Annotated in this window: 27 protein-coding genes, 2 tRNA genes and 1 pseudogene; 14 read left to right on the top strand and 16 right to left on the bottom strand. The window is 71.8% G+C overall.

What is annotated here, in order from left to right; translation table 11 throughout:
- The first annotated feature begins 47 nt into the window (after positions 1–47).
- Positions 48–2,402: a M48 family metalloprotease gene (locus tag Mam01_RS05950; RefSeq protein WP_204284411.1), complete on the top strand. Its 2,355-nt coding sequence runs from the start codon at positions 48–50 to the stop codon at positions 2,400–2,402.
- Positions 2,403–2,530: 128 nt separating this feature from the next.
- Here the strand turns inward: Mam01_RS05950 and Mam01_RS05945 are convergent.
- A tRNA-Lys gene (locus Mam01_RS05945) sits at positions 2,531–2,607 on the bottom strand.
- A 136-nt stretch (positions 2,608–2,743) separates the two neighbouring features.
- Between Mam01_RS05945 and Mam01_RS05940 the strand changes: the two genes are divergently transcribed.
- Complete coding sequence (locus Mam01_RS05940; RefSeq protein WP_150935385.1) at positions 2,744–3,106, top strand: PRC-barrel domain-containing protein; 363 nt, start codon at positions 2,744–2,746, stop codon at positions 3,104–3,106.
- 128 nt (positions 3,107–3,234) lie between these two features.
- Here Mam01_RS05940 and Mam01_RS05935 read toward each other — a convergent pair whose 3' ends face one another.
- Positions 3,235–3,831: a nucleotidyltransferase gene (locus tag Mam01_RS05935; protein WP_150935386.1), complete on the bottom strand. Its 597-nt coding sequence runs from the start codon at positions 3,829–3,831 to the stop codon at positions 3,235–3,237.
- Positions 3,832–3,886: 55 nt separating this feature from the next.
- On the opposite strand from Mam01_RS05935, the gene Mam01_RS05930 reads away from it, so the two are divergent.
- On the top strand, positions 3,887–4,387 hold the full coding sequence (locus Mam01_RS05930; RefSeq protein ID WP_150935387.1) for a DUF1360 domain-containing protein: 501 nt from the start codon (positions 3,887–3,889) through the stop codon (positions 4,385–4,387).
- A gap of 79 nt (positions 4,388–4,466) precedes the next feature.
- Positions 4,467–4,958, top strand: coding sequence for a DUF6328 family protein (locus Mam01_RS05925; protein ID WP_204284410.1), 492 nt, complete (start codon positions 4,467–4,469; stop codon positions 4,956–4,958).
- A 323-nt stretch (positions 4,959–5,281) separates the two neighbouring features.
- Here Mam01_RS05925 and Mam01_RS05920 read toward each other — a convergent pair.
- A pseudogene (locus Mam01_RS05920) lies at positions 5,282–5,655 on the bottom strand (LLM class flavin-dependent oxidoreductase); the annotation flags it as partial.
- Between the two features lie 120 nt (positions 5,656–5,775).
- Between Mam01_RS05920 and Mam01_RS05915 the strand changes: the two are divergent.
- The gene (locus Mam01_RS05915; RefSeq protein WP_165900798.1) at positions 5,776–5,925 is read left to right on the top strand and encodes a GPGG-motif small membrane protein; all 150 of its coding nucleotides are present in this window, start codon (positions 5,776–5,778) and stop codon (positions 5,923–5,925) included.
- Between the two features lie 137 nt (positions 5,926–6,062).
- On the opposite strand, the gene Mam01_RS05910 is transcribed toward Mam01_RS05915, so the two are convergent.
- Positions 6,063–6,791, bottom strand: coding sequence for a metallophosphoesterase family protein (locus Mam01_RS05910; RefSeq protein ID WP_204284409.1), 729 nt, complete (start codon positions 6,789–6,791; stop codon positions 6,063–6,065).
- Positions 6,788–7,033 carry a BON domain-containing protein gene (locus Mam01_RS05905; protein ID WP_150935389.1) on the bottom strand — a complete coding sequence of 82 codons (246 nt, stop codon included), beginning with the start codon at positions 7,031–7,033 and terminating at the stop codon, positions 6,788–6,790. Before Mam01_RS05905 ends, Mam01_RS05910 begins: the two co-directional genes overlap by 4 nt.
- A gap of 482 nt (positions 7,034–7,515) precedes the next feature.
- On the opposite strand from Mam01_RS05905, the gene Mam01_RS05900 reads away from it, so the two are divergent.
- A complete protein-coding gene (locus tag Mam01_RS05900; RefSeq protein WP_239101061.1) occupies positions 7,516–8,739 on the top strand; it encodes a glycosyltransferase in 1,224 nt (407 codons plus the stop codon).
- A 27-nt stretch (positions 8,740–8,766) separates the two neighbouring features.
- On the top strand, positions 8,767–9,681 hold the full coding sequence (locus tag Mam01_RS05895) for a glycosyltransferase family 9 protein (RefSeq protein ID WP_204284408.1): 915 nt from the start codon (positions 8,767–8,769) through the stop codon (positions 9,679–9,681).
- A 121-nt stretch (positions 9,682–9,802) separates the two neighbouring features.
- Here Mam01_RS05895 and Mam01_RS05890 read toward each other — a convergent pair whose 3' ends face one another.
- On the bottom strand, positions 9,803–10,906 hold the full coding sequence (locus Mam01_RS05890) for a DNA topoisomerase IB (protein WP_204284407.1): 1,104 nt from the start codon (positions 10,904–10,906) through the stop codon (positions 9,803–9,805).
- The gene (locus Mam01_RS05885; protein WP_204284406.1) at positions 10,903–11,952 is read right to left on the bottom strand and encodes a glycosyltransferase family 9 protein; all 1,050 of its coding nucleotides are present in this window, start codon (positions 11,950–11,952) and stop codon (positions 10,903–10,905) included. Before Mam01_RS05885 ends, Mam01_RS05890 begins: the two co-directional genes overlap by 4 nt.
- 204 nt (positions 11,953–12,156) lie before the next feature.
- On the opposite strand from Mam01_RS05885, the gene rfaE2 reads away from it, so the two are divergent.
- The 4 genes from rfaE2 to Mam01_RS05865 all read left to right on the top strand — a co-directional run bounded on the left by rfaE2 (position 12,157) and on the right by Mam01_RS05865 (position 16,767).
- The gene (rfaE2, locus tag Mam01_RS05880; protein ID WP_204284405.1) at positions 12,157–13,602 is read left to right on the top strand and encodes a D-glycero-beta-D-manno-heptose 1-phosphate adenylyltransferase; all 1,446 of its coding nucleotides are present in this window, start codon (positions 12,157–12,159) and stop codon (positions 13,600–13,602) included.
- Positions 13,603–13,612: 10 nt separating this feature from the next.
- Positions 13,613–13,861, top strand: a complete 249-nt coding sequence (locus tag Mam01_RS05875) for a hypothetical protein (RefSeq protein ID WP_204284404.1) — start codon at positions 13,613–13,615, stop codon at positions 13,859–13,861.
- A gap of 10 nt (positions 13,862–13,871) precedes the next feature.
- Positions 13,872–14,864 (top strand): SDR family oxidoreductase, encoded by a 993-nt coding sequence (locus tag Mam01_RS05870; protein WP_204284679.1) that lies wholly within the window; start codon positions 13,872–13,874, stop codon positions 14,862–14,864.
- A 73-nt stretch (positions 14,865–14,937) separates the two neighbouring features.
- Positions 14,938–16,767 (top strand): transketolase, encoded by a 1,830-nt coding sequence (locus tag Mam01_RS05865; protein WP_204284403.1) that lies wholly within the window; start codon positions 14,938–14,940, stop codon positions 16,765–16,767.
- 203 nt (positions 16,768–16,970) lie between these two features.
- Here Mam01_RS05865 and Mam01_RS05860 read toward each other — a convergent pair whose 3' ends face one another.
- Positions 16,971–17,363 (bottom strand): ChaB family protein, encoded by a 393-nt coding sequence (locus tag Mam01_RS05860; protein WP_150935396.1) that lies wholly within the window; start codon positions 17,361–17,363, stop codon positions 16,971–16,973.
- A 54-nt stretch (positions 17,364–17,417) separates the two neighbouring features.
- A complete protein-coding gene (locus Mam01_RS05855; RefSeq protein ID WP_150935397.1) occupies positions 17,418–17,675 on the bottom strand; it encodes a DUF6458 family protein in 258 nt (85 codons plus the stop codon).
- Between the two features lie 85 nt (positions 17,676–17,760).
- Here Mam01_RS05855 and Mam01_RS05850 point away from each other — a divergent pair, with 85 nt between their 5' ends.
- Positions 17,761–18,303, top strand: coding sequence for a shikimate kinase (locus Mam01_RS05850; protein WP_204284402.1), 543 nt, complete (start codon positions 17,761–17,763; stop codon positions 18,301–18,303).
- Between the two features lie 24 nt (positions 18,304–18,327).
- Here Mam01_RS05850 and Mam01_RS05845 read toward each other — a convergent pair whose 3' ends face one another.
- The 3 genes from Mam01_RS05845 to Mam01_RS37225 form a co-directional block, all read right to left on the bottom strand.
- On the bottom strand, positions 18,328–18,795 hold the full coding sequence (locus Mam01_RS05845) for an ATP-binding protein (protein ID WP_204284401.1): 468 nt from the start codon (positions 18,793–18,795) through the stop codon (positions 18,328–18,330).
- 342 nt (positions 18,796–19,137) lie between these two features.
- Entirely contained in the window at positions 19,138–20,136 is a 999-nt protein-coding gene (locus tag Mam01_RS05840) for an aldose 1-epimerase family protein (RefSeq protein ID WP_204284400.1), read from the bottom strand.
- A gap of 153 nt (positions 20,137–20,289) precedes the next feature.
- Entirely contained in the window at positions 20,290–20,424 is a 135-nt protein-coding gene (locus Mam01_RS37225; protein WP_275408904.1) for a hypothetical protein, read from the bottom strand.
- Positions 20,425–20,900: 476 nt separating this feature from the next.
- Between Mam01_RS37225 and Mam01_RS05835 the strand changes: the two genes are divergently transcribed.
- On the top strand, positions 20,901–22,076 hold the full coding sequence (locus Mam01_RS05835; RefSeq protein WP_204284399.1) for a cytochrome P450: 1,176 nt from the start codon (positions 20,901–20,903) through the stop codon (positions 22,074–22,076).
- A 38-nt stretch (positions 22,077–22,114) separates the two neighbouring features.
- Here Mam01_RS05835 and nhaA read toward each other — a convergent pair whose 3' ends face one another.
- The 4 genes from nhaA to tnpA all read right to left on the bottom strand — a co-directional run bounded on the left by nhaA (position 22,115) and on the right by tnpA (position 25,745).
- The gene (gene nhaA / locus Mam01_RS05830; RefSeq protein WP_204284398.1) at positions 22,115–23,485 is read right to left on the bottom strand and encodes a Na+/H+ antiporter NhaA; all 1,371 of its coding nucleotides are present in this window, start codon (positions 23,483–23,485) and stop codon (positions 22,115–22,117) included.
- Between the two features lie 161 nt (positions 23,486–23,646).
- A tRNA-Lys gene (locus Mam01_RS05825) sits at positions 23,647–23,720 on the bottom strand.
- 73 nt (positions 23,721–23,793) lie between these two features.
- The gene (locus Mam01_RS05820; RefSeq protein WP_204284397.1) at positions 23,794–24,366 is read right to left on the bottom strand and encodes a hypothetical protein; all 573 of its coding nucleotides are present in this window, start codon (positions 24,364–24,366) and stop codon (positions 23,794–23,796) included.
- An 863-nt stretch (positions 24,367–25,229) separates the two neighbouring features.
- On the bottom strand, positions 25,230–25,745 hold the full coding sequence (tnpA, locus tag Mam01_RS05815) for an IS200/IS605 family transposase (RefSeq protein WP_204284396.1): 516 nt from the start codon (positions 25,743–25,745) through the stop codon (positions 25,230–25,232).
- A gap of 60 nt (positions 25,746–25,805) precedes the next feature.
- On the opposite strand from tnpA, the gene Mam01_RS05810 reads away from it, so the two are divergent.
- Positions 25,806–26,241 (top strand): RNA-guided endonuclease InsQ/TnpB family protein (locus Mam01_RS05810; RefSeq protein ID WP_204284395.1); only part of this gene is annotated, 436 nt, incomplete at its 3' end.

The following is a 26,241-nucleotide window of genomic DNA, read 5'->3' as shown; positions in this document are numbered from 1 at the left end:
AACAATGTCACGATCTGTCCGCGTCGCCTCGATCCCGTGGAGGACCCGTGGACACGGTCGCATTCTGGTCCAAACGCCTCGCCGAACATCTCGTTCCCGCCGAGGCCGCCTCGGCAGGACGTGTGGGCGAGGCCTATGTGGCCGGTGGCCGACGGCGCCGCGACCTCCTGCGCGCTTCCGCCGCCGAACCCGGGGGCTTCGGCGGCGGCGGCGCCGGGGAACTGCCGATCATCCTCGACGCGCTCCGCGTCGTCTCCGGCGACCTGCTCGGCCTGCTGGCCTCTCATCCGCTGGTCAACCTGCTCATGCTCCTGGCTCTCCGCTCGGGGCGGCCGGCCGCCGGCTTCGGCGTCCCTCCGCGAGCTCCCCAGCCCGGCCCCGCTTCCACACCCGGCCCCACTTCCGCATCCGACCCTGCTCCCGTGCTCGACCAGGCCATCGCCGGGCTCCGGAACCGGCTGCTGGCGCAGGGTGTCGCCGGGGACCGCGCGGAGTCGCTCACCTACGACACCCTCAAGCTGGTCTTCCAGCAGGACCGCGAGCCCGCCGAGATCGAGGCGTTCCTCCGGGCGCTTTCCGGCAGCCCTCCCGCGGGGCCTCCGGCCGGGCCCGCGACCACGCGGGCGCTCGCCCGAAGTGGCGGCGGCGCCTCCGACTGGCTGCTGCCGCCGTGGCTCTGGTTCTACTTCCTCGGGGTCCTCGCCCCGGGCGTGCCCGGGGCGCTGGACGGCCTCCGGCAGGACGCCGACGGCATGACGGTGCTCGTCGGTTCCCTGCTGACCAACGTCCAGCGCGGGGCGATGGCACTCCTCACCGCGACCGGAGCCCTGGAGTTCCTCCCCACGCTCCTCCTGCTGACCGGGATCGCCGGAGTGCTGTTTCCCGGGGCGCGCGGGCGATGGGCCGAACGCCGGCACCGGCTGCGGCCCAGCGACGACCCGGTGATCGAGGCGATGACGGCCTTCGTCCGGAGCCACGCCCCCGCCGCCGATGTCCGCCTCGGCGAACGGCACGACCGCCTGGCCCGGATCTATCCGGTCGGCTGGCGGGAGGCCCGCGTCGCGGTCTACCCCCCGCTGGTGAGCCTGTGGAGCCGGGACCGGGAGGCGGCCCGGGCCGTGCTGCTCCACGAGGTCGCCCACCTGCGCCAGGGAGACCACCTGATCGTCGGTCTCGCCGGTCCGTTCGCCTGGGTCGTCAGGATGTGGGGCGTGGCCCTCGCCGTGCTCACGCCGGTGTCGGCGGTGTACCTCGTCGCGGGCGGCGTCGGAGGGTCGTCGCTGCTCACGGCCGTCCTGAAGGTCGTCGCCGCGCTCCCGATCACCCTGATCCTGCCCGTGGCGGGGCTCTGGGCCGCCGAGCTCAGCGCGGACCGTTACGCGATGAGCGCCGCCGGGCCCGCCGCGCTGGCCCGCGCCCTCGGCCCCGCCCGCCCGCGGGCGCACGCCGTCCGGCGTGCCCTCGCGCTGCTGAGCCATCCTCCGCTACGGCTCCGCCTGTGGGCCGCGCGCCTGTGGCCCGGCGGCACGGCGGCCCTGGCCGCTCTCTGGCCCTTGGCGGTCGTGGTACGCATCGCCGCGATCGTGGTCTTCGAGCTGGTCGCCCTGAACCTCACCGGGTTCTCCTTCGGCGAGTCGGCGCGGACGGTGATCGGATCGCTGCCCGAGCAGTTGTCGTCGGCCCGGACCCAGCTCACCGAGGTCACCGCCCTCCTCGTCGCCTGGCCCCTGATCGCCCCGCTCTGGCTGCGCGTCTGGACGCCGGTCCGCGCGTCCCGGCAGCGCTTCGCGCCCTACCTGGTCTCGGCCCTCGTCCCCGGCCTGCTCGCCACGGGAGGTCTCGGGGCCGGCCCGCCGAAGGAGATCGGCTCCGGACCGGCCGGTCCGCTTCCCACCGCCACCACGACTGCCGTGGGGGCAGCCGTGGTGACCGCCACCGCGCCGCAGGCGACGGCGGAACGGACCGGCCTCGTCGACGACCGGCCGTGGGCGGGCCAGGAGCTTCCCGTCGACCTGCGCGTCCAGGCGTACCGGAAACTCGAACAGCACGGCGACGACCCGGAGTGGCGGAGCGTCGCGGCGGGGTGGCTCGGCGCGGGCGTCTGGCGGGCCGAGCGGGACGGTCGGCTCGCCTTCTCCGACCTGGCGAGGCGGCCCGGCCTGCGGCCGGCGGAGGGCGCCTGGCTGCGGACCGGCGACACGGTGACCTTCTGGCTGCCCGTCGAGCGGGACGCGGCAGGCGAGACGATGATCATGGAGATCAACGGGACCATCGACCTCAGCGGTGGCCAGGCGGTCATGGACGCGCTGTGGGCGCGCAAGCTCGACGGCTCCGCGGCGGACCTGGGCTCCTTCACCGCGCTGGAGCTCACCGCCCTCCTCGACGTCTCCACCGCGCCCTGACGCGCGAGGTCGTCGGGCCGTACGGGAGAGCGGGCGCGAAACGGATCAGCGCGCCCCGGCCGGAGCTGGGACGCGCTGATCCGATCACGTCGACCGCGGTGGTGAACCGTGCTGGTGAACCGCGGTGGTGGTGCGCCGCCAGGGACTCGAACCCCGGACCCGCTGATTAAGAGTCAGCTGCTCTAACCAACTGAGCTAGCGGCGCCCGCACCACAAGAGTAGCGGCATCCGGAGGCGTCCCGTGCCACGGCGCGGCGGGGCCCTGTCCTGCTCTTACGTCGTCGGGGTATTCCCATTCCGCACTCCGGGATAGGTGAGTGACGACGAAGGGAGACTCACCCATGACACCGGATCTCTGGTCGTATCCCGACACCGTTTACGGCACCGGAGGGCAGATGGACATCGTCGGGTACGACGTCCAGGCCGTGGACGGCAAGATCGGGTCCGTGGACGAGGCCACCTACGAGGCCGGCCAAAGCTACATCGTCGTCGACACGGGCCCCTGGATCTTCGGCAAGAAGGTCATGCTCCCCGCGAGCGTGGTGAAGAGCATCGACCGCGAGGATCGCAAGGTCTTCGTCAGCAGGACCAAGCAGGAGATCAAGAACGCACCGGAGTACGACGAGGCGGCGGTGATGCAGCCCGAGTACCGGGACCGCCTGGCCGACTACTACGGGCGCTTCCCCCACAGCGAGACCCTGTGACGGCATGACCGAGTGACCGCGTCACGGAATGAGGGGCCGCGCCGCTACGGCGTGGCCCCTCACCACGTGTGCGCCCGGCCCCTCCGCCTGGCCGGGCGGACCCGCACGTCAGATCGGTACGGCCGACTTCATGGCCAGGTGGTGTCGGATGTCGGATTCGTAGGTGCGACGATGCGCAGTTTCTCCAGCAGCGTGACGAACGTCGAGGCGTACGGCGACGGGGCCACGACCGACGCGACCCTGTCCCAGTCCACCTGTTCGCGCATCGCCCGGACCATCGGCAGCAGCGAGCCGTAGTCGCAGGCGTGCTCGGACAGCGGCATGATCCAGGAGATCACCAGGTCGGTGGCTTCGAGGACGGGAAGGCTCAGCGCGGCGACGTTGATCGGCTCGGCCCGGGCCAGCATGGCCTCGGTGACGGGCCGTTCGGCGAGCGAGAAGATCAGATCGACGAGCACACCCTCCTCGTCGAACGCCTTGACCAGCCAGTCCTCCGGTGGTCTCGCGGTCCGGAAACCCAGGCTCTCCAGGGTCTTCAGCGCGAGCGGGACGTCTTCCTCCAGCAGAGCGAAGTCGACGTCGTGCAACGATGGCGCGGCGCCCCTCGCGTACCCGGCGCAGCCCCCGGCCAGGGCGAAACGCACCCCGGCCTCCTTGAGCCCGGAGCCGGCGCGCTTGAGCGTTTCGAGAATCGCGTCGGTGACTTCGTGACTGTGACTACCCACTCACGTCGCTTGCCCAGCAATGTTCGCCGCAAACAATCGGGGGTAGGGCGCGCTCATGACCGAGACCCTGCAGGAGATCAAGCGCGCCTACGAGGGCGGGGAGAACCGTCCGCTCTCCTCGTACACACGGGTTCTCGCGGTGTACGGCGGGGCCGTTTCCGCGTTGCTGGCCACGGCCAGGCTGACCGGCCGGAAGCCGCCCGAGAAGATCAGCCCGATGGACCTCGCGCTTATGGGGCTGTTCACGCACCGGCTCTCACGGACACTGGCCAAAGACCCGGTGACCAGCCCGATACGCGCCCCCTTCACCCGCTACGAGGGCGTCTCCGGCCCGGCCGAGCTGAGCGAGAAGGTCCGCGGCCACGGGCTGCAGCACGCCGTGGGCGAGCTGCTGACCTGCCCGTTCTGCCTGTCCCAGTGGGTGGCGACCGGCTACGCCGCGGGCACGGTGTTCTTTCCCCGGCTGACCCGGCTCGCGGGCGCGACCATGGCGGCCGTGGCGATCTCCGACTGGCTCCAGTTCGCCTACGTCCGGCTCATGAAAGCCGCCGACTGACATCCTCCCCTCCCTGAAGGGTGGGGACTCCATCCAATCCTCCCCCGCCTGAAGGCAGGGGTTCCCCCGGAGGATTCTGATGAGCGAAGTGCTCGAACCGCTGGAGAACGCCGACGAAAGCCCGAAGGAGCGGGTCGACCGCGAGCTCGGCGAGCTGCTGCAGGGTCTCCGGGTCGCCGCGACGGGCGTGCAGGTGCTGTTCGCGTTCCTGCTGACGCTGCCGTTCTCCTCCGGTTTCAACAAGATCGACACGACCGGGAACTGGTTGTTCTACATCGCCGTCATCAGCGCGGCCTTCGCATCGATCTGCACGATCGCTCCGGCGACCCAGCACCGCATCCTGTTCCGGTCGGGGCTCAAGGAACTGCTGCTGCGCCGCGCCAACCGGCTGGGCGTGGCCGGGGCGCTGTCCCTGGCCGTCGCCATGGCCTGCGCCACCGCTCTGGTCGTGGACGCGCTGACCAGCGCCTGGCCCGCCGCGGTGGTCGGGACGGGAGTGGCGCTGCTCTGCGCCTGGCTGTGGTTCGTCCAGCCGCTGCTGTCGCTGCGCCTGGTCAGGAACGACGCCTGAAGACGGGCTGATGGAGCGCGGCCGGCGGTCCGCCGCGGTCGCGCTCCACGTCGTACGGGCGGCCTACCGCCCGTCCTTCAGCCCATCATGTCGCCCGCCCGAGCGGTGCGGATGTATCCGTCGCCCAGCCGGCCGGCGAGCTCGACCGACTTAGGCCCGAAGCCCGAGATTTGACGCGCTCCCCGGCATGGAATGCCAGAGATTCAGTCTGTGCCGCGGGCGCGGCACTTCTGTTGCTTCCCGCTTCAGCGACCTGTGCCACCGAAGTGGTTTTACCTGGTCTCCACAGGCTTTCGAACCCGCAAGTTCCGTTCCTGCCCCGCTTCCCCGTGGTACGTCACCAGCTCACCCGTCCACAGCTCCCGGATGACGTCGACGGCCTCCTCCAGCATCCGCTGCCGTTCCTCGGCCGGGGGCCACTGGTCGCCGAGGATGTGCTCGTTGAGCGCCTCGCCGGCGGATGGATGCGGGTGATCGGGCAGGTGACCGCGGTCGTCACCGGCAGTGAGGTGGCCTGCGAGACGGCCCCGATGACGGACCACACGAATGAGCTCTCCCCCTGCTCGTCCAGCCAGGGGTGATAGTGGTCGGAGATCCACAGGGCCTCGAAACCGGCCTCCTCGGCCATTTTCGCCTGCCGTACGAGCTCCTTGGGATCGTGTTCCTCACTCGACAGAAAATATCCGAAAGTGGTCATTTATCACCACATGCCCGAATCAGGTCAAGCAAACGTAACAATGTGCGCTATGGCCGCAAATTCAATGGGGCCCAGGACTGGATGATGTTACGTGCCCCCTCGCGAGGGCAGTGGAGGGCCATGGCTACTCTGCTTTGGATCATCGCCGTGGTACTGGTCATCGCCGGGATCTACGTCATCCTGGCCCGTCGGGACATCCTCTGGGGGATCGTCCTCATCGTCCTCGGGTTCCTCATCGGCCCCGGGGGTGTCAGCATCTTCAATCCCTAGCCGCGTACACCCTGATCTGGCGTATTCGACCTGACACGGAACGGCGACCGGTTGCGAAACCGGTCGCCGTTCCGTGTCCGGCGGACGTCCGCCGGGCCCGCCGTCCACTCGCCCGGCGGTGACTCGGCGGCGGCCGCTCAGCAGTCGTCGCCGTTGAGGCAGTAGACGGTGTAGGCGTGCTTGATGACCGGCAGGGCGACGTTGCGCACCCGGATGCCTCCCGGGGTGACGCCCTTCTCCGTGCCCGCGTGCGCGTGCCCGTGGATGAACAGGTCGGCGCCCTCCGCGTCCGCCGCCTCGGCCAGCATGTAGCTGCCGAGGAACGGATAGATCTCCGGAGGCTCGCCCATCAGTGTGTCCTTGACCGGGGAGTAGTGGCTGAGCACGATCTTGTGGTCGGCGTCCAGCTCCTTCAGCGCCCGCCGCCATCTCTCGGCGATGTCCTTGGTGTGCCGGACGAACGCCTTCGTCTCCGGCTCCCCGAACTCGCTGGCGCACTTCCCGGCGAAGCCGCCGCCGAAGCCCTTGCCGCCGGCGACGCCCAGCCGTACGCCGTCGACGGGGACGACGGCGCCCTCGTCGTCCAGCACGGTGATGCCCGCGTCCCGCAGGACGTCGACGATCTCCTGGTTGTGGTCGGAGTGGTAGTCGTGGTTGCCGAGCACGGCGACGACCGGAATCGGCAGGCCGCTCAGCTCCTCCGCGACGACCCGGCCCTCGGCGATCGTGCCGTGCCTGGTGAGGTCGCCCCCCACGAGCAGCACGTCGGCCCGGCGCTCGATGCCCTCGATCTTCTTGCGGTAGTGGCCGCGCAGGTCCTCGCCCAGGTGGATGTCCGCCACGGCGGCGATGCGCAACTCCCTCACAGGTGTTCCTCCTCTCCCGGCTCCCGCACCTCCACCAGAGTGATCTCGTTGTGGACGTGCAGGCCCGGAGCCGCTTCGCGGGCGACGTTCTCGATCTGGTGCCGCCGCTCGTCGCAGGACACCTGCCCGCGCAGGTAGACCTGCTCTCCCCGGACGTCGACCCGGATGCCCAGCTCGGTGGTCCGTTCGTCCTCCGCGAGAGCCCGCTGCACGCGGGCCGCGACGTAGTGCGGCGTCTCCATTTCCGACCCCCTAAGCCTTTTAGATGAGCGCTGCCCTGGCCTCCTCCGGCGAAACCCACTGGCCTTCCTCGGCGCAAGCACTGGTTTGGCGGGCCCCCGAGGGGTTATGGTTGTCGATATTCCTGGTGCCTAAGACGCAGGTACCTCCTTGGCGTGAGCATGCCATGTTGGAGGACCGTCTTGGGACCGTGCGACCCGTCTTCCCCCCGCCCTGAAAGAACCGCCGCGGGCACGGAACACATCGGTGTCGGCACCTGGCTCCCCCGCCTCTCCGACGGCTCCCACGCCGCGGCCTTCCTGACGGCCGCCCCCGGCGCCGCACATCCAGCGTGCGCTCTGCCGCTCACGGGCCCAGGGCCCGCCCTCCGCCCCTCGCCCGCAAGGGCCCGCCGTACGCGACCGCTTCCTGACGCGCCGCCGGTCGCCGGGCCCGTTCACCTGGACTCCTTGACTCCCGAGCCGGGTACCCGCCACTGCCGCTCATGGAGGAACCCCCAGTGAAGATCGCCATGGTCTCGGAGCATGCCAGCCCACTCGCCACGCTCGGCGGGGTCGACGCGGGCGGCCAGAACGTGCACGTCGCCGCGCTCGCCCGCGAGCTCGCCCGAGCCGGCCACGAGGTCACCGTCTACACGCGCAGGGACCGCGAGGACCTCGCGGAGACCGTCGCCTTCGCCCCCGGTGTGGACGTCGTCCACGTTCCCGCCGGCCCCGCCTCCGAGCTCCCGAAGGACGAGATCCTTCCGTGGGTTCCCCACTTCGGAAAATGGCTGCACGACCGGTGGCTGTTCGACCGGCCCGACGTCGTGCACAGCCACTTCTGGATGAGCGGCCTCGCCGCGCTCGCGGCGGCGGAGAAGCTGCGGATCCCCGTCGTGCACACCTACCACGCGCTCGGCAGCGTCAAGCGGCGCCACCAGGGCCCCGCCGACACGAGCCCGCGCGACCGCGTGGAAGCGGAGGCCGAGATCGGGCGGCGCGTGGACGCCGTCATCGCGACCTGCGGCGACGAGGTGGACGAGCTGATCCGCCTGCGGGTGCCGCGCCGGACCGCCCGGGTGGTCCCCTGCGGCGTCGACGTGACCGCCTTCAACCCCCACGTGCGGCCGCTGGAGCGGCCGGGCCGCCCGCGCCTGCTGTCGGTGGGCAGGCTGGTGCCGCGCAAGGGTGTGGAGACGACGATCCTCGCCCTGCAGTACCTCAGGGACGCCGAACTGGTCGTCGCGGGCGGCCCGCCGGCGGCCGAACTGCACCGCGACCCCGAGGTCACCCGGCTGCGCTGGCTCGCCGCCCAGGCGGGGGTCTCCGACCGGGTCCGCTTCCTCGGCCGGGTCGAGCGGGAGAAGCTTCCCGCGCTGATGCGCTCGGCCACCGCGGTCGTGTCCGTCCCGTGGTACGAGCCGTTCGGCATGGTGGCGCTGGAGGCCATGGCCTGCGGCGTCCCGGTCGTCGCCTCGGCCGTCGGCGGGCAGCGGGAGACCGTCGTCAACAACGTGACCGGCGTCCTCGTGCCGCCCCGCCGCCCCACCGTGCTGGCCAGGGCGCTGCGCCGGCTGATCGACGACCCGGTGCGGCGCACGGCGTACGGCATCGCCGGGGCGGACCGCGCCCGGGCCAGGTACAACTGGAGCCGGATCGCCGGAGAGACGCTGGCCGCCTACGACCAGGTGCTGCCCGCCCGTCACCTCGACCGGAGCGCGTCGTGAGCCGCGTCGCCCCCCGGAGGTGAGCCGGTGACGTCCACGGCCCTCGTGCTGCGCTCGGACGGGATCGAAGGTCTGCTCAGCGTGGTGCCGGCGCTGCGCGCCCTGCGCCGGCACGGGCTGCGGGTCGTCCTCGCCTGCCCGCCGGAGCTGAGCGAGCTGGCGGCGCTCACCGGCGCCGTGGACCGCATCCTGCCCGCCCGCGGGCTCGCGCCGCTGACGTGGCCCGGGCCGGGCGAGGAGGACGCCGCGCATCCCCCGCTCCTGCCCGACCTCGCCGTGAACCTGCACGGCCGGGGACCGCGCAGTCACCGCGTCCTGCTGAACCTGCGGCACGAGGGCAGGGGCGTCGACCGCCTGTGGGCGTACGCGAACCGGGACGTGCCCTGGGTCAGGGGGCCGTGGTGGCAACCGGGCGAGCACGAGGTGCTGCGCTGGTGCCGTCTGCTGCGGTGGTACGGCGTGCCGGCCGACCCGGAGGACACGACCCTGCCCACGCCGCTGACGGCCAGCCCGGCGCCGGGGGCCGTCGTGATCCATCCGGGAGCGGGCGGCACGTCGCTGCGCTGGCCCGCGGAGCGCTTCGCCACGGTGGCGCGGCGACTGTCGGAGGACGGCCTGCCCGTCGTCATCACGGGGAGCCTGCGCGAGCGGCCGATGGCGCTGCTCGTGGCGACCCGGGCGGTGCTGCCGCCGCAGATCGTGCTGGCGGGCCGCACGTCGCTGCGGCAGCTGTGCGCCCTGGTCGCCGGGGCCCGGCTGGTGATCAGCGGCGACGTCGCGCTGACGCGGCTCGCCGCGGCCTACCGGACGCCCTCGGTGCTGGTGTCGCCTCCGGACGGCCGCCGGCACCCGGTGCTGCATGAATCCGGCGACGCCGGCGTGATCTCGGCCGGCCAGGTCATCGACGCCGCCGTACGAGCCCTCGGGGCGGGGGTCCGCTGACCGCCGCCCCGCTCGACGTGCCGCCTCGCCCGACGACGTGCGAGGCGGCCCCGAACAGAACGGTGGAGGCGGCCCTGTCGAGGCGGCCCTGTCCGAGGCCGCTCCGCGAAGTGACCGGCGATCAGGCGGCCCGGCGGCCCGTACGGCGCCGGCGCCGGGCCGACCGCCGGGACGGCGCCTTGCGCAGGAGCTCGATGACGGCCCGCTCGACCGGTCCGTGGGTGGCGAGCCCGCCTTCGGCGTCCTCGGCCAGCCGTTCGAGCGGGATGGTCCGGCCCCTCTCGTACAGCGCGACGAGACGCGGGTCCACGTAGGAGGCGCGGCACACCGACGGGGTGTTGCCGAGATACTCCGACACCTCCTTCATGACCCTGGACACCGCGCGCTTGCGACCGGCGCCGCTGCGCACCGGCCGGGAGACGGCGAGCCCCACGGCCGCGAGCACGGTGGCGTGCCAGGTGCGGAAGTCCTTGGCCGACACGTCGGTGCCGAAGGCGTCCTTGAGATAGGCGTTGATGTCGGCGCTGCGCACGTCGACCCAGGCTCCCCCGCCCGCCTCACCGCCCGTCTCGCCGGCCCGGTAGCGCAGCAGTTCGCCACGGTGTCCCTTCGACAGCGCGGTCAGGACCCCGCAGACCTCGGCGTCGTCGAGCACCTGTTCCCGCTCCTTGCGGCCCTTGGCGAGATAGCGGCACACGACCCTGCCGTCTCCGCACTTCACGTGCGAGGTCTTGAGCGTGGCCAGGCCGTAGGAGTCGGTGTACTCCTCGCCGCCGACCCGGAAGAAGCCGATGTCGAGCATCCGGGCGGCCGTGGCCAGCACCCGTTCGCGGCCCAGCCCCTCGCCGCGCAGGTCCCGCGCGACCCGTTCCCGGAACTCGGGGAGCCGCTCGGCGATCTCCAGCACGTGGTCGAACTTGGCCTCGTCCTGCTGCCTGCGCCACTCGTCGTGGTAGCGGTACTGCCGCCGGCCGGCGGAGTCGGTCCCCACCGCCTGCAGGTGGCCGTCCGGACGGGCGCAGATCCAGACGTCGGTCCAGGCCGGCGGTATCGCGAGGGCCCTGATCCGGAGCAGCGCGGCGCGGTCGCGCACGGGCCGGCCGGAGGCCCAGATGTAGCTGAACCCGCGCCCCCGGCGACGGCGCCTGATGCCCGGCTCGGCCGGGTCGCTGGGCCGCAGCTCGACGGGCGGCGCCTGGAGCACCTCGGCCGCGGCCGTGCTCATCGCAGCAGGTCCCAAGCCTGTTCGAGCACGTCGTCGACGCCGACGTCGGCGACCCAGGAGACGTCCCGGTGGCCGCATTCCCGCATGCCGTCCTTGGTCGCGCCCGCGCCGCAGACCGGGCAACGCGACGTCCAGGAGATGAGCGGCCGGTGATGGCCCCTGCTCAGCGGACCCCAGTTGATCATGTTGCCGCACCAGTAGACGCCGACCGTGGGCGTGCCGGTCGCCGCGGCCAGGTGCCGTGGCCCGGTGTCGTTGGAGACGAGCAGGTCGCAGGCGGCGTACAACGCGGTGAGCCCGCCGAGGGACAGCTCCCCGATCACGGCTCTCGCCGGCGCCTGCATCTGGGCGACGACCTTCTCGACGAGCTCGCGCTCCTCCTCGACGCCCGTCACCACCACGGGCCGCCCGAGCCGGTCGGCGACCTCCGCGAACCTCTCCGGCGGCCAGCGCCTGCGCCGGTCGCGCGCGCCGGGATGGATCGCCACCAGGCCCCGCGGCACCTTTCCCAGCGTGCGGTTGAGCTCGGCCCAGTCCTCCCTGACGACCTCGACCGTCGGTTCGATCTCGCTGGTCGCCGCGCCGAGCAGGCCCGCGACCTCCAGGTAGCGCAGCGTCTCGTGCTGGTAGTGGACGTACGGCACCCAGCGGTCGAGCGGTTCGGCGTCGGGGGTGCGCAGCCCGGCCGTCAGCCGCGCGCCGAGGCGGCGGATGAACGGGTTGGAGTTGCGTCCGCCGCCGTGCATCTGGACGGCCAGGTCGAACCTGCGCTCGCGGAGGTCCTCGTACAGCTCCTCGGGGGCGGCGGTCCCGTCCGCCGGGGAGGAGACGCCGGAGATGGGCGGCAGGGGCACGACCTCGTCCACCGGGCCGGGGCGGCCCCGGAGGAACTTCGCGTGCCACTCGCGCCCCAGCAGGGTGATCTTCGCCGCCGGGTACGCCCGGCGCAGCGCCCCGATCGCGGGCAGGGCCAGCAGCAGGTCGCCGAGCGCGTTGGCCCGCAGCACGGCGATCCGCTCGACGCCTTCGACGAGCAACGCGCTCATGGGCACGGACCGCCTCTGGTTTCCCGCGTCCTCTCCTCGTCCATAAGACACCCCCGTTCCGTCCGGCCCGCCGGCTGACCACCGGCGGGGCGCTCGTGTGGAGCGGTCTGCTCCCGGTTACCCTCGTGCCGGCCTGCCAAACCGGCCGGCCGGGCCTGGCGTGACTGTTGTTTTCCCTGCGTCCGCCGGGGTAGCCGCCCTGGTATGACGGAAGAGACGCTGGGCCGCTTCGGTGAAGTCACAGCCGTCGTCGTCGGGGACGTGATGCTCGACTCGTGGCTGCGGGGGCGCACCAAGCGGATGGCCCAGGAGGCCCCGGTCCCGGTCGTGACCATCGAGCGGATCGAGGACCAGCCGGGCGGCGCCGCCAACACGGCCGTGAACCTCGCCGCTCTCGGCGCACGGGTCCACATGGTCGGCGTCACCGGAGCCGACCCCGCGGGAGCGACGCTCAACGCGACCCTGGGACGGCTCGACATCGAGGGCCTGGTCATCGTGCGGAGCCTGCGCACGCCCGTCAAGCGCCGGGTGCTGACCGACGGCCAGATCGTGGCCCGGTACGACGAGGAGGACGACGCGCCGCTGCCCGAGGCGGCCGAGCGCGAGCTCCTCGACCAGATCACCCGGCTGGCGGCGCACGCGGACGTCATCGTCGCCTGCGACTACGGCGGCGGCGTCTGCACCCCGGCCGTACGCCGGCTGCTGTGCGACCTCAGCGTCGAGCAGAGCGACGGCTCCCGGGGGGCGCCGGTCCTCGTGGTGGACGCCCACGACGTCGCGGCCTGGCGGGAGTGCCGCCCGAAGGCCGTGCTGCCCAACTACGGCGAGGTCGTGCGGCTGCTCGGCGAGGGCGGTGACCACGACCGGGTCGCCTTCCTGTCCGCGCGGTCGGAGGAGATCGTCGAGGCCACCGGCGCGGAACTGGTGGTCACCACTCTGGACGGCCAGGGGACGCTCCTGCACCGGCGCGGCCGCGAGCCGCACCGCACGTTCGCGAGCCCCGCGCCCGACACGATGAGCATCGGCGCGGGCGACACGTTCACCGCCGCGTTCTCCCTGGGCCTCGCGGCCGGCGCCGTCCCGGAGCGGGCCGCGGACATCGCGCAGGCGGCCGCGAGCGTGGTGGTGCGCCGTCCGGGCACGGCCGTGTGCACCCGCGAGGACCTGGCCCAGGCGCTGCGGCCCGACGTCGCGCTGCCGCCCGGGCGGCTGGCCGCCTGCCTGGAGCGCGACCGAGCCGAGGGCCGGCGCGTCGTGTTCACCAACGGCTGCTTCGACGTGCTGCACCGCGGCCACGTGGCCTGCCTGGAGGAGGCCGCCCGGCTGGGCGACGTGCTGGTCGTGGCGGTCAACGGCGACGCCGGGGTGGCCCGGCTGAAAGGGCCGGGACGGCCGATCAACCGCTGCGAGGACCGGGTCGCGGTGCTCGCCGCGATGGGCTGCGTCGACTACATCACCGTCTTCGACGAGGACAGCCCGGTCGAGCTGCTGCGGATGGTCCGGCCCGACGTGTACGTCAAGGGCGGCGACTACCACCCCGACCTGCTGCCCGAGGCCGACCTGGTCAGGGAGCTCGGCGGCGAGGTGCGGGTGCTCGGGTACGTCCCGGACAGGTCGACGACCGCGATAGTGAACAGGATTCGAGGGTAGGGGGCCGTTCATGACCGAAGAACAACGTTCGCCGACCGGAAAGCCCATGGTCGAGGCGACCCCGATGGACGTCATCTACGTCCGCATCGGGTCGTTCGCTCTGGTCTTCTGCTTCGCCGTACTGGTGCTCTCCTTCGTCGGCCGCCTGTGGTGGCTGACGGGGGTCGTCCTGGCGATCATGGCGGCCACCGGGGCCGTCATGCTCTTCGCCGTGCGCAGGCAGAGGAAACTCGGCGGCGGGCCGCAATCGAGAGGATGACGAGGTGAGCCTGCGGGACAAGGTCGTGGTGGTGACCGGGGCGAGCGGCGGGGTGGGCCGCGCCGTGGTCAGGGAGCTCGGAGCCGAGGGCGCGAAGGTGGCCCTCATCGCGCGCGGGGAGGCGGGCCTGGCGGGCGCCGCCGTCGACGTCGGAGCCGAGGGCGGAACCGGGAAGGTCTTCGCCGCCGACGTCTCCGACTACGACCAGGTCCGCGCGGCCGCCCAGCAGGCCGAGGCCGAGCTCGGGCCGATCGACGTCTGGATCAACATCGCCTTCACGACGGTCTTCGCGCCGTTCCTCCAGATCACCCCGGAGGAGTACGAACGCGAGACCAAGGTGACCTATCTCGGCTACGTGTGGGGCACCCGGGTGGCTCTGGAGCTGATGAAGCCGCGGGACAAGGGCGCGATCGTGCAGGCGGGTTCGGCCCTCGCCTACCGGTCGATCCCGCTGCAGTCGGCGTACTGCGGGGCCAAGCACGCCATCAGCGGCTTCACCGAGTCGGTGCGGACGGAGCTGCTCGCCGAGGACTCCGGCGTGAAGATCACGATGGTGCAGCTGCCGGCGCTGAACACCCCGCAGTTCGACTGGGGGCTGAACCGCATGCGGCGCCACGCCCAGCCGGTGCCGCCGATCTACCAGCCGGAGGTGGCGGCGCGGGCGATCGTCCACGCCGCCGAGCACCCGGAGCGGAAGGAGTACTGGGTCGGCGGGATGACCGCGGCCACGATCATGGGGCAGCGGGCGGTGCCCGCCCTGCTCGACCGCTACCTCGCCAGGACCGGCGTGAAGTCGCAGCTCACCTCCGACAAGGCGCCGACCGGCATCTCCAACCTGTGGGAGCCCGCCGACGAGGACAAGGACTACGGTGCGCACGGCGGTTTCGACCGGCGTTCGCACAGCCGGAGCGTCCAGGTGTGGATGTCGCAGCACCGCGGCCTGGTCGCGGTCGCCGCCCTCGGGGCCGCCGCCGTCGCCGGTGTCGGCCTGAGCCGCCGCTGACGGGAAGCACTGATATATCGGGTACGCCCCATTTCTGGCGATATGAAGGGGCGTACCCGGGTAGTCGAGGACGATGGACGAGCTTGACTACCGGTTCCTGTGCGAACTCGCGTCCCAGCTCCGGGTGGACTCGGTGCGGGCCGCCGCTGCCGCCGGCTCGGGGCACCCCACGTCCTCGATGTCGGCCGCCGAGCTGATGGCCGTGCTGCTCGCGCGGCAGCTCCGCGTGAACGTCGAGAACCCGGCCGATCCGGCCAACGACCACCTGGTCTTCTCCAAGGGGCACGCCTCCCCCCTCCTGTACGCCATGCTCAAGGCCATGGGCGTCGTGTCCGACGAGGAGCTGCTGACCTTCCGCAGGCGCGGCAGCCGTCTGGAGGGGCATCCGACGCCGGATGTGCCGTTCGTCGACGTGGCCACCGGTTCGCTGGGATTCGGCCTGCCCGTCGGCGTGGGGCTGGCGCTGACCGCGCGCCGGCTGGACCGCCTCCCGAACCACGTGTGGGTGCTGTGCGGCGACAGCGAGCTCGCCGAGGGATCGATGTGGGAGGCCTTCGAGCACGCCGGGCACGAGGGGCTGAACAACCTCACCGTGATCGTCGACGTGAACCGGCTCGGCCAGCGCGGTCCCACCCGGCACGGCTGGGACCTCGGCGCGTACGCCGCCAGGCTCGGCGCCTTCGGCTGGCACACCATCGAGATCGACGGCCACGACCCCGGCCAGATCGACTACGCGCTCGCGGACGCCCGGGCCACCCGGCGCCGCCCCACGGCGATCATCGCCAGGACCTGCAAGGGCCGCGGGGTGTCGGCCGTCGAGGACCGCGAGGGCAAGCACGGCAAGCCGCTGGCCGACGCCGAGCAGGCGCTCGGCGAGCTCGGCGGCCCCCGCTCGCCGCTGACCGTGCCGATGACCCCGCCCGCCTCCCAGGGCGCGCCGTACCGGTACGCCGGCGGCCCGCTCGTCCTGCCGAAGTACGAGCTCGGCGACGAGGTGGCGACGCGGACCGCCTTCGGCGAGGCCCTGGCCGCGCTCGGCACGGCCCGGGGTGACGTGGTCGCGCTCGACGGCGAGGTGGCCGACTCGACGAAGCTGGAGACGTTCGCCAAGGCGCATCCGGAGCGCTTCTTCGAGTTCTACATCGCCGAGCAGCAGATGGTGGCCGCCGCGACGGGCATGCAGGCACGCGGCTGGACCCCGTACGTCGCGACCTTCGCCGCCTTTCTGACCAGAGCGTACGACTTCGTCCGGATGGCCGCGGTGAGCCGGGCCGGGCTCTGCCTCGTCGGCTCGCACGGCGGCGTGTCCATCGGCGAGGACGGCCCCTCCCAGATGGGCCTGGAGGACCTCGCGGCCTTCCGCGCGGTGCACGGCAGCACCGTGCTGTATCCGTGCGACGCGAACCAGACGGCCCGGCTGGTCGCGGACATGGCCGGTCTGGAGGGCATCCGCTACCTGCGCACCACCAGGGGTGAGACCCCGGTGATCTACGGCCCCGACGAGGAGTTCCCCGTGGGCGGGTGCAAGGTCCTGCGCACCGGCGGCCAGGCGACGATCGTGGCCGCGGGCGTCACCGTGCACGAGGCCCTGGCCGCGGCCGACCTGCTCGCCGGGGACGGCGTCTCCGTCACCGTCATCGACGCCTACTCCGTCAAGCCGCTCGACTCGCCCGAACTCGTCGCGATGGCCACCGCCACGGGCAGGGTCGTCACGGTGGAGGACCACTGGCCGGAGGGCGGCCTGGGCGACGCCGTGCTCTCGGCCCTCGCGGAGAACCCGGTGCCGGTGCGCAAGCTGGCCGTGGCGCGGATGCCCGGAAGCGCGGGCTTCGCCGACCAGCTCCGGGACGCGGGCATCGACAGGACCGCCATCCGGGATGCCGTTCTCGCCCTGCTCCCCTGAACGACGTCAGCGGTGGGCGGCGAGGGCGCGGGCCGTCGGCGTCCGGGCGGGTGGTCCGCGACGCGCCTGCCGTGTCGCGGGCGAGCCCGGAGACGGGCCGGCACATCACCCCCGCGGGGAACGCGACCCCGACCTGGCGCCGTACACGTGAGAGCGCCGCCGGCGGCCCCTTCCCAGGGGCGGCCGGCGGCGCACGGCAGAGGTCAGCGCGCCTTGGCGGTCGCCCTGCGGTTGGCCTTCTTGATGGCGTCCACGAGTTCGTCCTTGGTCATCTTGGAGCGGCCCGGGATGCCGAGACGGGTGGCGACGTCGTACAGGTGCTGCTTGGAGGCGTTCGCGTCGACGCCCTCGGCCGTCTTGCCCGGCTTGGGGGTGCTCTTCTTCGCCTGCTCGTCCGACGGCCCGCGCCCCTTCTTCTTCTCCCAGTGGTCGCCCACCTTCTCGAAGGAGTGCTTGAGCGCGGAGAACGCCGTGCGGTGGGCACGCTCGCCCTCGCCATACGTCTCGACGGCGGAGTCGTGCGCCTTGATCCAGGTCTCCTGGGCCTCCTTCGGCGAGCGCTCCAGGGTCGAGGGCAGTTCCTTACGTCCCGGCATGTCCAGGCCTCCCTTCAGACCAGCAGAAGTCGGGCGGAGGGGTCAGATGGAGTCTTAGATGGGGTCGTCGTAGCGCCGCTCCTCGTACACCCGGCGATGGGTGGCGGTGACGTCGACGGGGGCGGCGGCGGTGACGGTGGTCCGGCGGCGCAGCGTCGTCATGCGCCAGATCCCGAAGAGCAGCCCGGCGAGGCCGCCCACCATCAGGATCACTCCGATGACCTGGATGTCGAGACCCGCGAGCGTGAAGTCGACCGCCCAGGTGAGGATGGCCCCCAACATGATGAGGATGATGCTTCCGGCGATGGTCATGGCTTCCTCCTTCGCCTTCTGCTCTATCCTCTCCACGGATTCCAAACGTCGCATGCCAGCGGGAGTATGGGGCAGCATGGCGAACATGACCGATACCCCCGTCGTGGTCATGGGACTCATGGGCGCGGGCAAAAGCACCGTCGCACGGCTGCTCGCCGCCGCCCTCGACCGCCCCATGCGCGACAGCGACGCCGATCTCGAAGCCAGGTACGGCACGACCGCCGCCGTGATCGCGGCGGATCTGGGCCCCGACGAGTTGCACGCGCGCGAGGCACTGGTGCTGCGCGACGCGCTGACGGACGACCGCTCGCCGGTGATCGCCGCCGCGGCCAGCACGGTCGAGGACCCCGAGACGCGCAAGGCGCTGGCCCCAGCGTTCGTGGTGTTCCTCGACGGCCCGCCGGAGGTCCTCGCCGAGCGGATGAAGTCGAGCCCCCACCGGCCGCATTTCAAGCCCGACCTGGTGCGCATGCTGACCGAGCAGCGCGACCTGCGGCTGCCGGGCTTCCAGGAGGTGGCGGACCTGACCCTGGACCCCGCGGCGCACACCCCGGAGGAGCTCACGAACGCGGTGCTGGCCCACCTGGACGGGGCGCGGGTCTCCGGAGGAGCGCCCGAGGGACGGTGAGGAGGGCGGCGAGGCGGCCGCTCGTCAGCAGACGGCGATGCGCGACTGGTGCGGAACGACGGGCAGCAGCGACCGGCTGCCCGTCCCGGCCAGGAACCAGACGGTCTTGCCGCCCCGGCCCGAGGCGGCCACGCCCCAGTCGTCGGCGAGCTCGTCCACGATGAGCAGCCCGCGGCCGCTCACCGACTCGGGGTCGGCGTCGCGCTGGGACGGCACTCCGTCGCCCTGGTCGAACACCTCGCCGTACACCCAGCAGCCGTTGCTGCCGAGCCGGAGAGTGAAGACGTTGCCGCCGTGCCGTACGACGTTGGAGGCGAGCTCGCTCACGATCAGGCAGCAGTCGTCGACCAGCGCGTCCAGGCCCCATCGGCCGAGCTCACGACGTACGAGGGAACGCGCGGTCGCCACACTCGCGCCGACGGCGGGCAGGAGGCACTCGGCGGTCCAGACGGGGGCCGGGTCAACCGGCGCGGCACCGAAGGGGAGAGACACGCGCGCCTCCTTAAGGCTATGGGAGCGCTCCCACGACTCAAGATACGGTACGCAACGTGGTCATGTGAATTCAAAGAAACAAGATTGTTTCCGGTCAATGCCCGATCTGTGATGCGCACGGAGATCGCGGCGGCGGCACGACCGGCCTCCGGACGCCGTCGCCGCAGCTAGGGGTGTGGATCACAGGAACGCGGGGCGGCCCGGCGCCGCGCCGGCGTCCTCACCGGCCGCACGAGTGGCCATGAAAGTAGCTGAAATCAACCACATCCGTCTCTTCCGTTTGGCGCGGACCGGAATCCGCCGTGCCCACTTGGAAAGCGCAGGGCCTCTCCGGACGGCTGGTCAGGCCCCGTCCGCGGGCAGGGCGGTGATCCCCCACCGGTGCGCGGCCCGCTCGCCCGGCGCCAGGCGCAGCAGGCACTCCCCGGTCGCGAAGGCGTTCGGCGGGCAGCTCATCGGCTCGACCGCGACCCCCGAACGCCGGTACGGCGCGGCGAGCGTGTCTCCGGTGAAGACCTGGAGCCACTCGATGCCCGGCCCGCCCCACAGCTCCACGCCCCGGGAGCCGTCGGCGGTCCTGAGACGCGCCCGCACCCGGCCTCCGGAGTCGCGCTCCAGGTTCGTGAAGGGGGTGTCGAGCACGACGCCGCCGATGCGGCGTCCCGCCCGGAAGTCGTACTCGGTGCCCTCGACCGTCCGGCGGCCGACCGGGATCTGCTGCTCGTCCACCGGCGCCCACTCGGCCGCGGGCAGTTCCAGCACCGCCTCGTCCACGGCGCCGTGTCCGGTGCCGTGCTCGGTGCCGTGCCCGGTTTCCGGCGCGGCGTCCTCGCCGAGCGTGAGGTAGGGATGCGCGCCCATGCCGTACGGCGCGACGCCCTCCCCCACGTTGACCGCCGACACCTCGACCTCCAGGCCCGCCTCGCCCAGCGCGTACGACGCCGTGAGGTCGAGCACGTGCGGATAGCCGGGCTGGGGGAACAGCCGCAGCCCGAGCCTGACCGAATCGTCGGCGGCGTCCAGGACCGTCCAGGGCAGCACGCGGGTGAAGCCGTGCGCGGCGTTGCCGGTCCGCGGCTCGGTGATCGCGAGCTGCCTCGTCTCGCCGTCCGCGTCGTACCGGCCGTTCCTGACCCGGTTCGGCCACGGGAGCAGCAACTGCCCGGCGCCGCCCACGGGTGGCTTGCCCTCCGGGTACGACATGACCAGCGGCCGGTCCCGAAACGTGAGAGCACGCATGCCCGCGCCCACCTCGGTGACGACCGCCCGGTAGCCGTGCGCGGCGATGACGTGCTCCGCACCGGTCGGGGGGACGGGTCGGCGGGCCTCCGGTTCAGTCATGAACCCGATCTTCCCACCTGTTTTCCCGCTAATCCCGCCTTACCGGCACCTGCCCGCGCGCGTCCGCACCCTGCCCACCCCCTGCCCACCCCCGCCCCGCGCCCTGCCCGCACCGCGCCCGGTCCATCGCCGGCGGCGCGGCTGTCGCGGCTGTCAGGAGGAGGGGAGCGGCTGGCCCGCCAGTCCTTCCTGGACCATGAGAAGCGCGCGCAGTTCCTCCGCGCTCTCTCCGCAGGCGGTCATGATCAGGCCGCGGTCCATCTCGATTCTGGACAGCGACCGCGTCATGCGGGTCGCGTACCAACGGCCGGCGTCGCTTCTCCAGACCGACCAGCGGCCGGCGTACTCGCTGCTCAGTTGTCTGTACGCAGCGTCCTCGGCGGAGAACCGCACTCGTCACCACCTCCAGGCTCGGTGCCGGGAGACAACGATGTGCTCATCCGGACACGATTGGTAGTGAGAGGCCATCTCCCCCATCCGGAGGGCCCGCCACCGCGGCCCGGGCGAAGATCTCCCCCCGGGCTGCGGTGACTTCACCACCACCTGATCCCGGTTCCTCCCGTCCCATCCGTCCCATGCCTCGCCCGGGCGCGACGCTGACGTTCCGCGCTGACGTTCTGCGGCGGAACCCGGAGGAACGGGATGTGGCCTGAGGCAAACGTCCGCTCTCCTGTCACACCGGACACGCTTTTACTACCTTGTCAATCATGCGGTCAGGGGGGAGATTCGAGTGGTCCACGCCCATGCCGAAGGGAAGGCCGCCCATGCCCGAACTGCCACGACTGCCGTTCGATCGGCCGGACATACTGGATATTTCTCCGTATTTCGGCGAGCTGCGCGCCAGCGCGCCGATCGCCAGGGTCCGAACCCACACCGGGGACGAGGCGTGGCTCGTCACCGGCTACGACGAGATCCGGCAGGTGTTCGGCGACGACAGGCTCGGCCGCTCCCACCCCGCCCCCGAGACGGCGGCCCGGATGTCCAACAACGTCCTGCTCGGCGGCCCGACCGGCGACTACGCCACCGAGCGGATCATCCACAAGGAGATGCGGCGCCTGCTGTCCCCCGCGTTCTCGGCCCGGCGCATGCGCGCCCTGTCGGACGGCGTGCGGGCGCTCGTCGGGAACCTCCTCGACGCGCTCGCCGAGCAGGGTCCGCCGGCCGACCTGCACGCGGGGCTGTCGCTCCCGCTCCCCATCCAGGTGATCTGCGAGCTTCTCGGCGTGCCGTACGAGGATCGGGACAGGTTCCGGGCCGTGGCCGAGGCGATGACCGACCTCACCGACCTCGCCCGCTCCGCCGACGCGCAGATGGAGCTGAACGCCTACACCTACGAGATCGTGAAGGCCAAGCGCGAGAACCCCGGCGAGGACGTCTACACCGACCTGGCGAACGCCTCGCTGCCGGAGGAGGACATCGCCAGGATCGCGGGCGGCCTGCTGTTCGCCGGCCACGAGACCACGGTCAACCAGATCGACTACGGCGTCCTGCTGTTCCTGCGCAACCCCGCCGAGCGCGACGCGCTGCTACGGGATCCCTCCCTCCTCGACGCCGCCGTCGAGGAGATCATGCGGTTCGGCGCGCCGAGCCAGCACGGCCTGATCCGTTACGCGCACGCGGACGTCGAGGTCGGCGGGGTGCGCATCCGCGAGGGTGAGCTGGTGGCGCTGGCGATCCACGCGGCCAACCGGGACGAGCGCGTCTACCCCGACCCGGAGAAGTTCGACATCCGCCGGCGTGATCCGCGGCCGCACATCGGCTTCGGCCACGGCCCGCACCACTGCCTGGGGTCGGGCCTGGCGCGGATCGAGCTCAACGCCGTCTTCGGCGCCCTGTTCGCGCGCTTCCCCACACTCGCGCTCGCCGCGCCGTACGAGGAACTGGAGGCGCGGAGCGGCACACTGACCGGAGGGATCGAGGCGCTCCCCGTCACCTGGTGACCCGTTGCACCTGGTGAGCCGTTTCGTGTGGTGACCCGTCACCCGGTGGGCGCGGCGGCGGCCCGTGCCTCCGCCTCGGCCCGGGCTTCGGTTTCGGCGATCCGGCGGTAGACGCGGTCGCGCAGGCGAAGGATCACCGTGGCCAGCAGCGCCGCGGCCAGGGACCCGGTCAGCACCGCGACCTTGACCTGGCCGTCCCACGTGGGTCCGGCGCCGAACGCGAGCTCGCCGATGAGCAGCGACACCGTGAACCCGATGCCGGACAGGATCGCCACGCCCACGATGTCCACCCAGGCCAGACCGTCGTCGATGTCGGCCCGGGTGAACCGCGCGACGAGCCACGTGGCCGCCGTGATGCCGAGCGGCTTGCCGGCGACGAGCCCGGCGACGACGCCGAGAGGCACGCCGTCGGTGAGCAGTCCCGGCAGGCCGCCGGGGCCTCCGAGCGCCACCCCGGCCGACAGGAAGGCGAACAGCGGCACCGCCACTCCGGCGGAGAGCGGCCGGAACCGGTGCTCGAAGTGCTCGGCCGGGCCCGCGCCCTCCCCCGAGCTCTCCCCTGCGCCTTCCCCGGGACCCTTGCCGGTGGCATCTCCGGTGGCCCGATGGACGGGGACGGTGAAGGCGAGCAGCACGCCGGCCACCGTGGCGTGTACGCCCGACGCGTGCACCAGGGCCCAGGTGACCGCGGCGAGCGGCGCCAGCAGCCACCACGCGCGCACCCCGCGCCGTACGAGCACGGCGAACAGGCCCAGCGGGAGCAGCGCCGCGAGCAGCGGGAGCGGCGCCAGGTGCGAGGTGTAGAAGACCGCGATGATCGCGATGGCGAGCAGGTCGTCGACGACCGCGAGGGTGAGGAGGAACGTGCGCAGGGCCGACGGGAGGTTCCTGCCCACCACGGCGAGCACCGCCAACGCGAAGGCGATGTCGGTGGCGGTCGGCACCGCCCAGCCCCGCAGCGCGCCATCCATGCCGGGGTTGAGCAGCGTGTTCACCAGCAGGTACAGCAACGCGGGCACGACCACGCCGCCGACCGCCGCCACGACCGGCACCGCGGCCCGCCGGGGATCGCGCAGGTCGCCCGCGACGAACTCGCGCTTCAGTTCCAGCCCGGCGACGAAGAAGAAGATCGCCAGGAGCCCGTCGGCGGCCCAGGTCGCGAGGCTGAGGTCGAGGTGCAGCGCCCCGGGCCCCACCCGGACCGACCGCAGCGTCTCGTATCCGGCCGACCAGGGCGAGTTGGCCCACACGAGGGCCGCGAGCGCGGCCACCAGCAGCAGCGCGCCGCCGATGGTCTCCTGCCGCAGGATGTCGGCGATCCGGCGGGTCTCGGTCCAGGACCCGGGGCCGAGAAGAGGGGTGCGGCGGAGAGGGGTGCGGCGGAGAGGGGTACGGCGGGGCGCGCTCATGAGGCTCCGTTTCCGGGGTCGGGTCGGCGACAGCCGACCAGACTTCCCGGCACCCCATACGCATCTTAGACAAACCGGGCAACCCGTGCGGACACCGGCCCGGAGCGCGGAACGAATCAGGCCCGGCATCCATACCGGATGCCGGGCCTGATCACATCTTGTGCGCCGCCAGGGACTCGAACCCCGGACCCGCTGATTAAGAGTCAGCTGCTCTAACCAACTGAGCTAGCGGCGCCCGCGATGTCCGTAACCTTAGCAGTCCCGCGCAGGTCGCGCACATCGCCGGATGCGGGGATCACCCGGGCCGCTCAGCCCCGCCAGGCGCCGCTGGAGAAGGGAGCGGGCTCGCCGCGCAGGCCGGGCCCGTCGCCCCACTTCGTGATGACGTACTGGATCGGGATGTGGCCCGCGCTGCCGCTGACGGTCAGCGTGTTCTCGTTCCAGGTGGTGCCGGTGAGCTCGGCGAAGGTCTTGCCGTCGATGTCCAGCATAACGCCGCTCTCGGAGGGGATGCCCGGCCCGCGGTCGCCGATGAAGAACTTGGCCTTGCGGCCCTTGTACATGATGTAGCCCTCGGTGCCGAGCGGCCAGCTCGGGCTGGCGAACAGGCCCTTCTGCATCGGCTTGCCGATCGCCGGCAATCCGGTGTCTCCCTGGCGGCCCGACGCGTCGTCCCAGAAGTACGAACCCGTGGTGGCCCCCGCGTACAGGACCTCCTCGTGCATGGGGACGATGCTGGAGAGGTTGACGGCTTCCCCGACCGGCGGCTCCGCGGGCGCGGGGGCGGCGGCCACGAGGGACGTGACCAGCACCGCGGCGCCGGCGAGCGTGGCCACGGCGGTGACCCGTCGCTTGCCACGCAGGTCGGACAGAGTCTTCATCAAGGCTGGGGATCTTTCGTGAGACGACAGTGGATGGCCAAGCGTCATCAAGGGAGCCGCGCTACGGCGGGTCACGGTGACGGGCCACGTGTCCGGGCGGGACAGATCGACCACCCGGAGGCGTGTGCGCTGAAGCTATGGCGATCGGCCGGAAGGCCGTCGTGAGTCAGACGTGGGATCCGAAGCGTCCTGGGCCGGAGATCCGGGCGGGGTCGCCCACCGTGATCTCCTCCCCAAGTCCAATCCAGCCACCGGTCGGCGGCAACAAATAGGACACTACAGGACGAGTCAGGACGAAGCAAAGTAAACCCGGCATACCACGCGGAAGATCTACGTGTCCGCTTGTTTAGTCGGCGGCGACGTCGGCGACGCCGGGCATCCCGGGCGATCCGCCGCGGGCGCTTCTTCATGAAGGTAAAGCGCCGCGATCCCCGCCCGGCGAGGCGCGCCCGTCGCGAGGCGGCGGAGCGGAGGAGCGCAGGCGCGCACGAGCCGACGGTCATGGAGGGCAGGCGACAGTCCGCACGACGAACGACCGGGCGGACCCACAGGTGAGGCGGCCCGACCCGTCGGCGAAGCGGTCGGCGGCGTACGCGGAGGGTCGCGGCGGAGGCGTGCGGGGAAGGGGCGGTCTTCCGTCGGACAGGCCGGACAGACTGGGCCGGAACATGCCGGAGCCGGGCAGTCCCCCAACTGCCCGGCTCCGGATCAAAGCGGTTCCGCCAGGAATGCCCTCCCCAAAGGCACCGGCGGGTCCCCCGCTTTCCGGACGCGGTTCCCCCATCCGCGTCCTTATCGAAAAAGTCTCTCGCCCTCTCCCGAGGACCTGCTTCAACAGTACAAGCCCGCTTGCCATGAAGTCGTCATAAGCAGGTCGGCTTTCGGCCTGCATCCGGGCGGGCCCCGCCCGCCCGTGCTACCGGATTCGTCCGCAGTGCTCCGGCTTCAGGCCGGGCGTGAAGCGGGCTCTCCCGGGTAGCGGGGCAGGGAAAGCCGATCCCGCCGCCAGGCGGATCGGTGCCTTGGCAGATCAGCCAGGGCGGTTGTGTTGGTCGATGTAACCGGCACAGGACGCTGATCGGTGCGCCGCCCCCACTCCCGGCGAAGTAGGAGCCCGACCGTAGCTTGTTCGCCCTGCAATGGGGCGGGCCAGCCTCGGGGAACTCGGTTCGCATCCGGCGGGCGGAGACGCCTTCGATACTGTTGACGAACCGGGAAAGGGCGACCTTGGGCGGGAAGTTCACCAGCAGATGCACATTGGTGGCCGCGCCGTTGAACTGCGCCAGTTCGCACTCGAAGTCGGCGCAGACGCCCCGCATGGTCTGCTCCATGCACTCCAGGTGAGCACCGGTGAACACCCGATGCCGGAACTCTGTCACGAAACCAAGCGTTCCGATGTCTCGCTGTAATCATTCATGCACTTTCGGTAATAGCATGGTGTGCAGCTCAGGTACAACTTCCGTCTCCACCCGACGCCGGGTCAGCGTGCCGCGCTGGCACGGGCGTTCGGGTGCGCACGGGTCGTTTACAACGACGGCCTGCGCGCACGAACCGACGCCCAGGCGGCCGGGCTGCCATACGTCTCCGATGGCGAGTTGTCCAAGCGGGTCATCACTGACGCGAAGAAGACCCCCGAGCGTTCCTGGCTTGGCGAGGTGTCCGCCGTGGTGTTACAGCAGGCGCTCGCCGACCTGAACAAGGCGTACCGGAACTTCTTCGACTCGGTCACGGGCAAGCGGAAGGGGCCGAAGGTCGCCCCGCCCCGGTTCCGGTCGAAGAAGGACAACCGGCAGGCGATCCGCTTCACCAAGAACGCCCGGTTCTCCATCACCGAGCGTAGGAGGCTTCGCCTGCCGAAGATCGGTGACGTGCCGG

Origin of the sequence: Microbispora amethystogenes (genome assembly GCF_016863015.1) — a bacterium.
In the GTDB taxonomy this organism is placed as follows: domain Bacteria; phylum Actinomycetota; class Actinomycetes; order Streptosporangiales; family Streptosporangiaceae; genus Microbispora; species Microbispora amethystogenes.
This window is presented reverse-complemented; position numbering and strand designations above follow the sequence as displayed.

What these genes read in the sequence shown, in the direction of transcription:
- Mam01_RS05940 (WP_150935385.1), top strand. Translation starts at nt 2,744, where the DNA reads ATGACACCGGATCTCTGGTCGTATCCCGACACCGTTTACGGCACCGGA.
- Mam01_RS05930 (WP_150935387.1), top strand. Translation starts at nt 3,887, where the DNA reads ATGACCGAGACCCTGCAGGAGATCAAGCGCGCCTACGAGGGCGGGGAG.
- Mam01_RS05925 (WP_204284410.1), top strand. Translation starts at nt 4,467, where the DNA reads ATGAGCGAAGTGCTCGAACCGCTGGAGAACGCCGACGAAAGCCCGAAG.
- Mam01_RS05915 (WP_165900798.1), top strand. Translation starts at nt 5,776, where the DNA reads ATGGCTACTCTGCTTTGGATCATCGCCGTGGTACTGGTCATCGCCGGG.
- Mam01_RS05905 (WP_150935389.1), bottom strand. Translation starts at nt 7,033, where the DNA reads ATGGAGACGCCGCACTACGTCGCGGCCCGCGTGCAGCGGGCTCTCGCG.
- Mam01_RS05900 (WP_239101061.1), top strand. Translation starts at nt 7,516, where the DNA reads ATGGAGGAACCCCCAGTGAAGATCGCCATGGTCTCGGAGCATGCCAGC.
- Mam01_RS05890 (WP_204284407.1), bottom strand. Translation starts at nt 10,906, where the DNA reads ATGAGCACGGCCGCGGCCGAGGTGCTCCAGGCGCCGCCCGTCGAGCTG.
- Mam01_RS05885 (WP_204284406.1), bottom strand. Translation starts at nt 11,952, where the DNA reads ATGAGCGCGTTGCTCGTCGAAGGCGTCGAGCGGATCGCCGTGCTGCGG.
- rfaE2 (WP_204284405.1), top strand. Translation starts at nt 12,157, where the DNA reads ATGACGGAAGAGACGCTGGGCCGCTTCGGTGAAGTCACAGCCGTCGTC.
- Mam01_RS05875 (WP_204284404.1), top strand. Translation starts at nt 13,613, where the DNA reads ATGACCGAAGAACAACGTTCGCCGACCGGAAAGCCCATGGTCGAGGCG.
- Mam01_RS05865 (WP_204284403.1), top strand. Translation starts at nt 14,938, where the DNA reads ATGGACGAGCTTGACTACCGGTTCCTGTGCGAACTCGCGTCCCAGCTC.
- Mam01_RS05860 (WP_150935396.1), bottom strand. Translation starts at nt 17,363, where the DNA reads ATGCCGGGACGTAAGGAACTGCCCTCGACCCTGGAGCGCTCGCCGAAG.
- Mam01_RS05855 (WP_150935397.1), bottom strand. Translation starts at nt 17,675, where the DNA reads ATGACCATCGCCGGAAGCATCATCCTCATCATGTTGGGGGCCATCCTC.
- Mam01_RS05850 (WP_204284402.1), top strand. Translation starts at nt 17,761, where the DNA reads ATGACCGATACCCCCGTCGTGGTCATGGGACTCATGGGCGCGGGCAAA.
- Mam01_RS05840 (WP_204284400.1), bottom strand. Translation starts at nt 20,136, where the DNA reads ATGACTGAACCGGAGGCCCGCCGACCCGTCCCCCCGACCGGTGCGGAG.
- Mam01_RS37225 (WP_275408904.1), bottom strand. Translation starts at nt 20,424, where the DNA reads ATGACGCGGTCGCTGTCCAGAATCGAGATGGACCGCGGCCTGATCATG.
- Mam01_RS05835 (WP_204284399.1), top strand. Translation starts at nt 20,901, where the DNA reads ATGCCCGAACTGCCACGACTGCCGTTCGATCGGCCGGACATACTGGAT.
- nhaA (WP_204284398.1), bottom strand. Translation starts at nt 23,485, where the DNA reads ATGAGCGCGCCCCGCCGTACCCCTCTCCGCCGCACCCCTCTCCGCCGC.
- Mam01_RS05820 (WP_204284397.1), bottom strand. Translation starts at nt 24,366, where the DNA reads ATGAAGACTCTGTCCGACCTGCGTGGCAAGCGACGGGTCACCGCCGTG.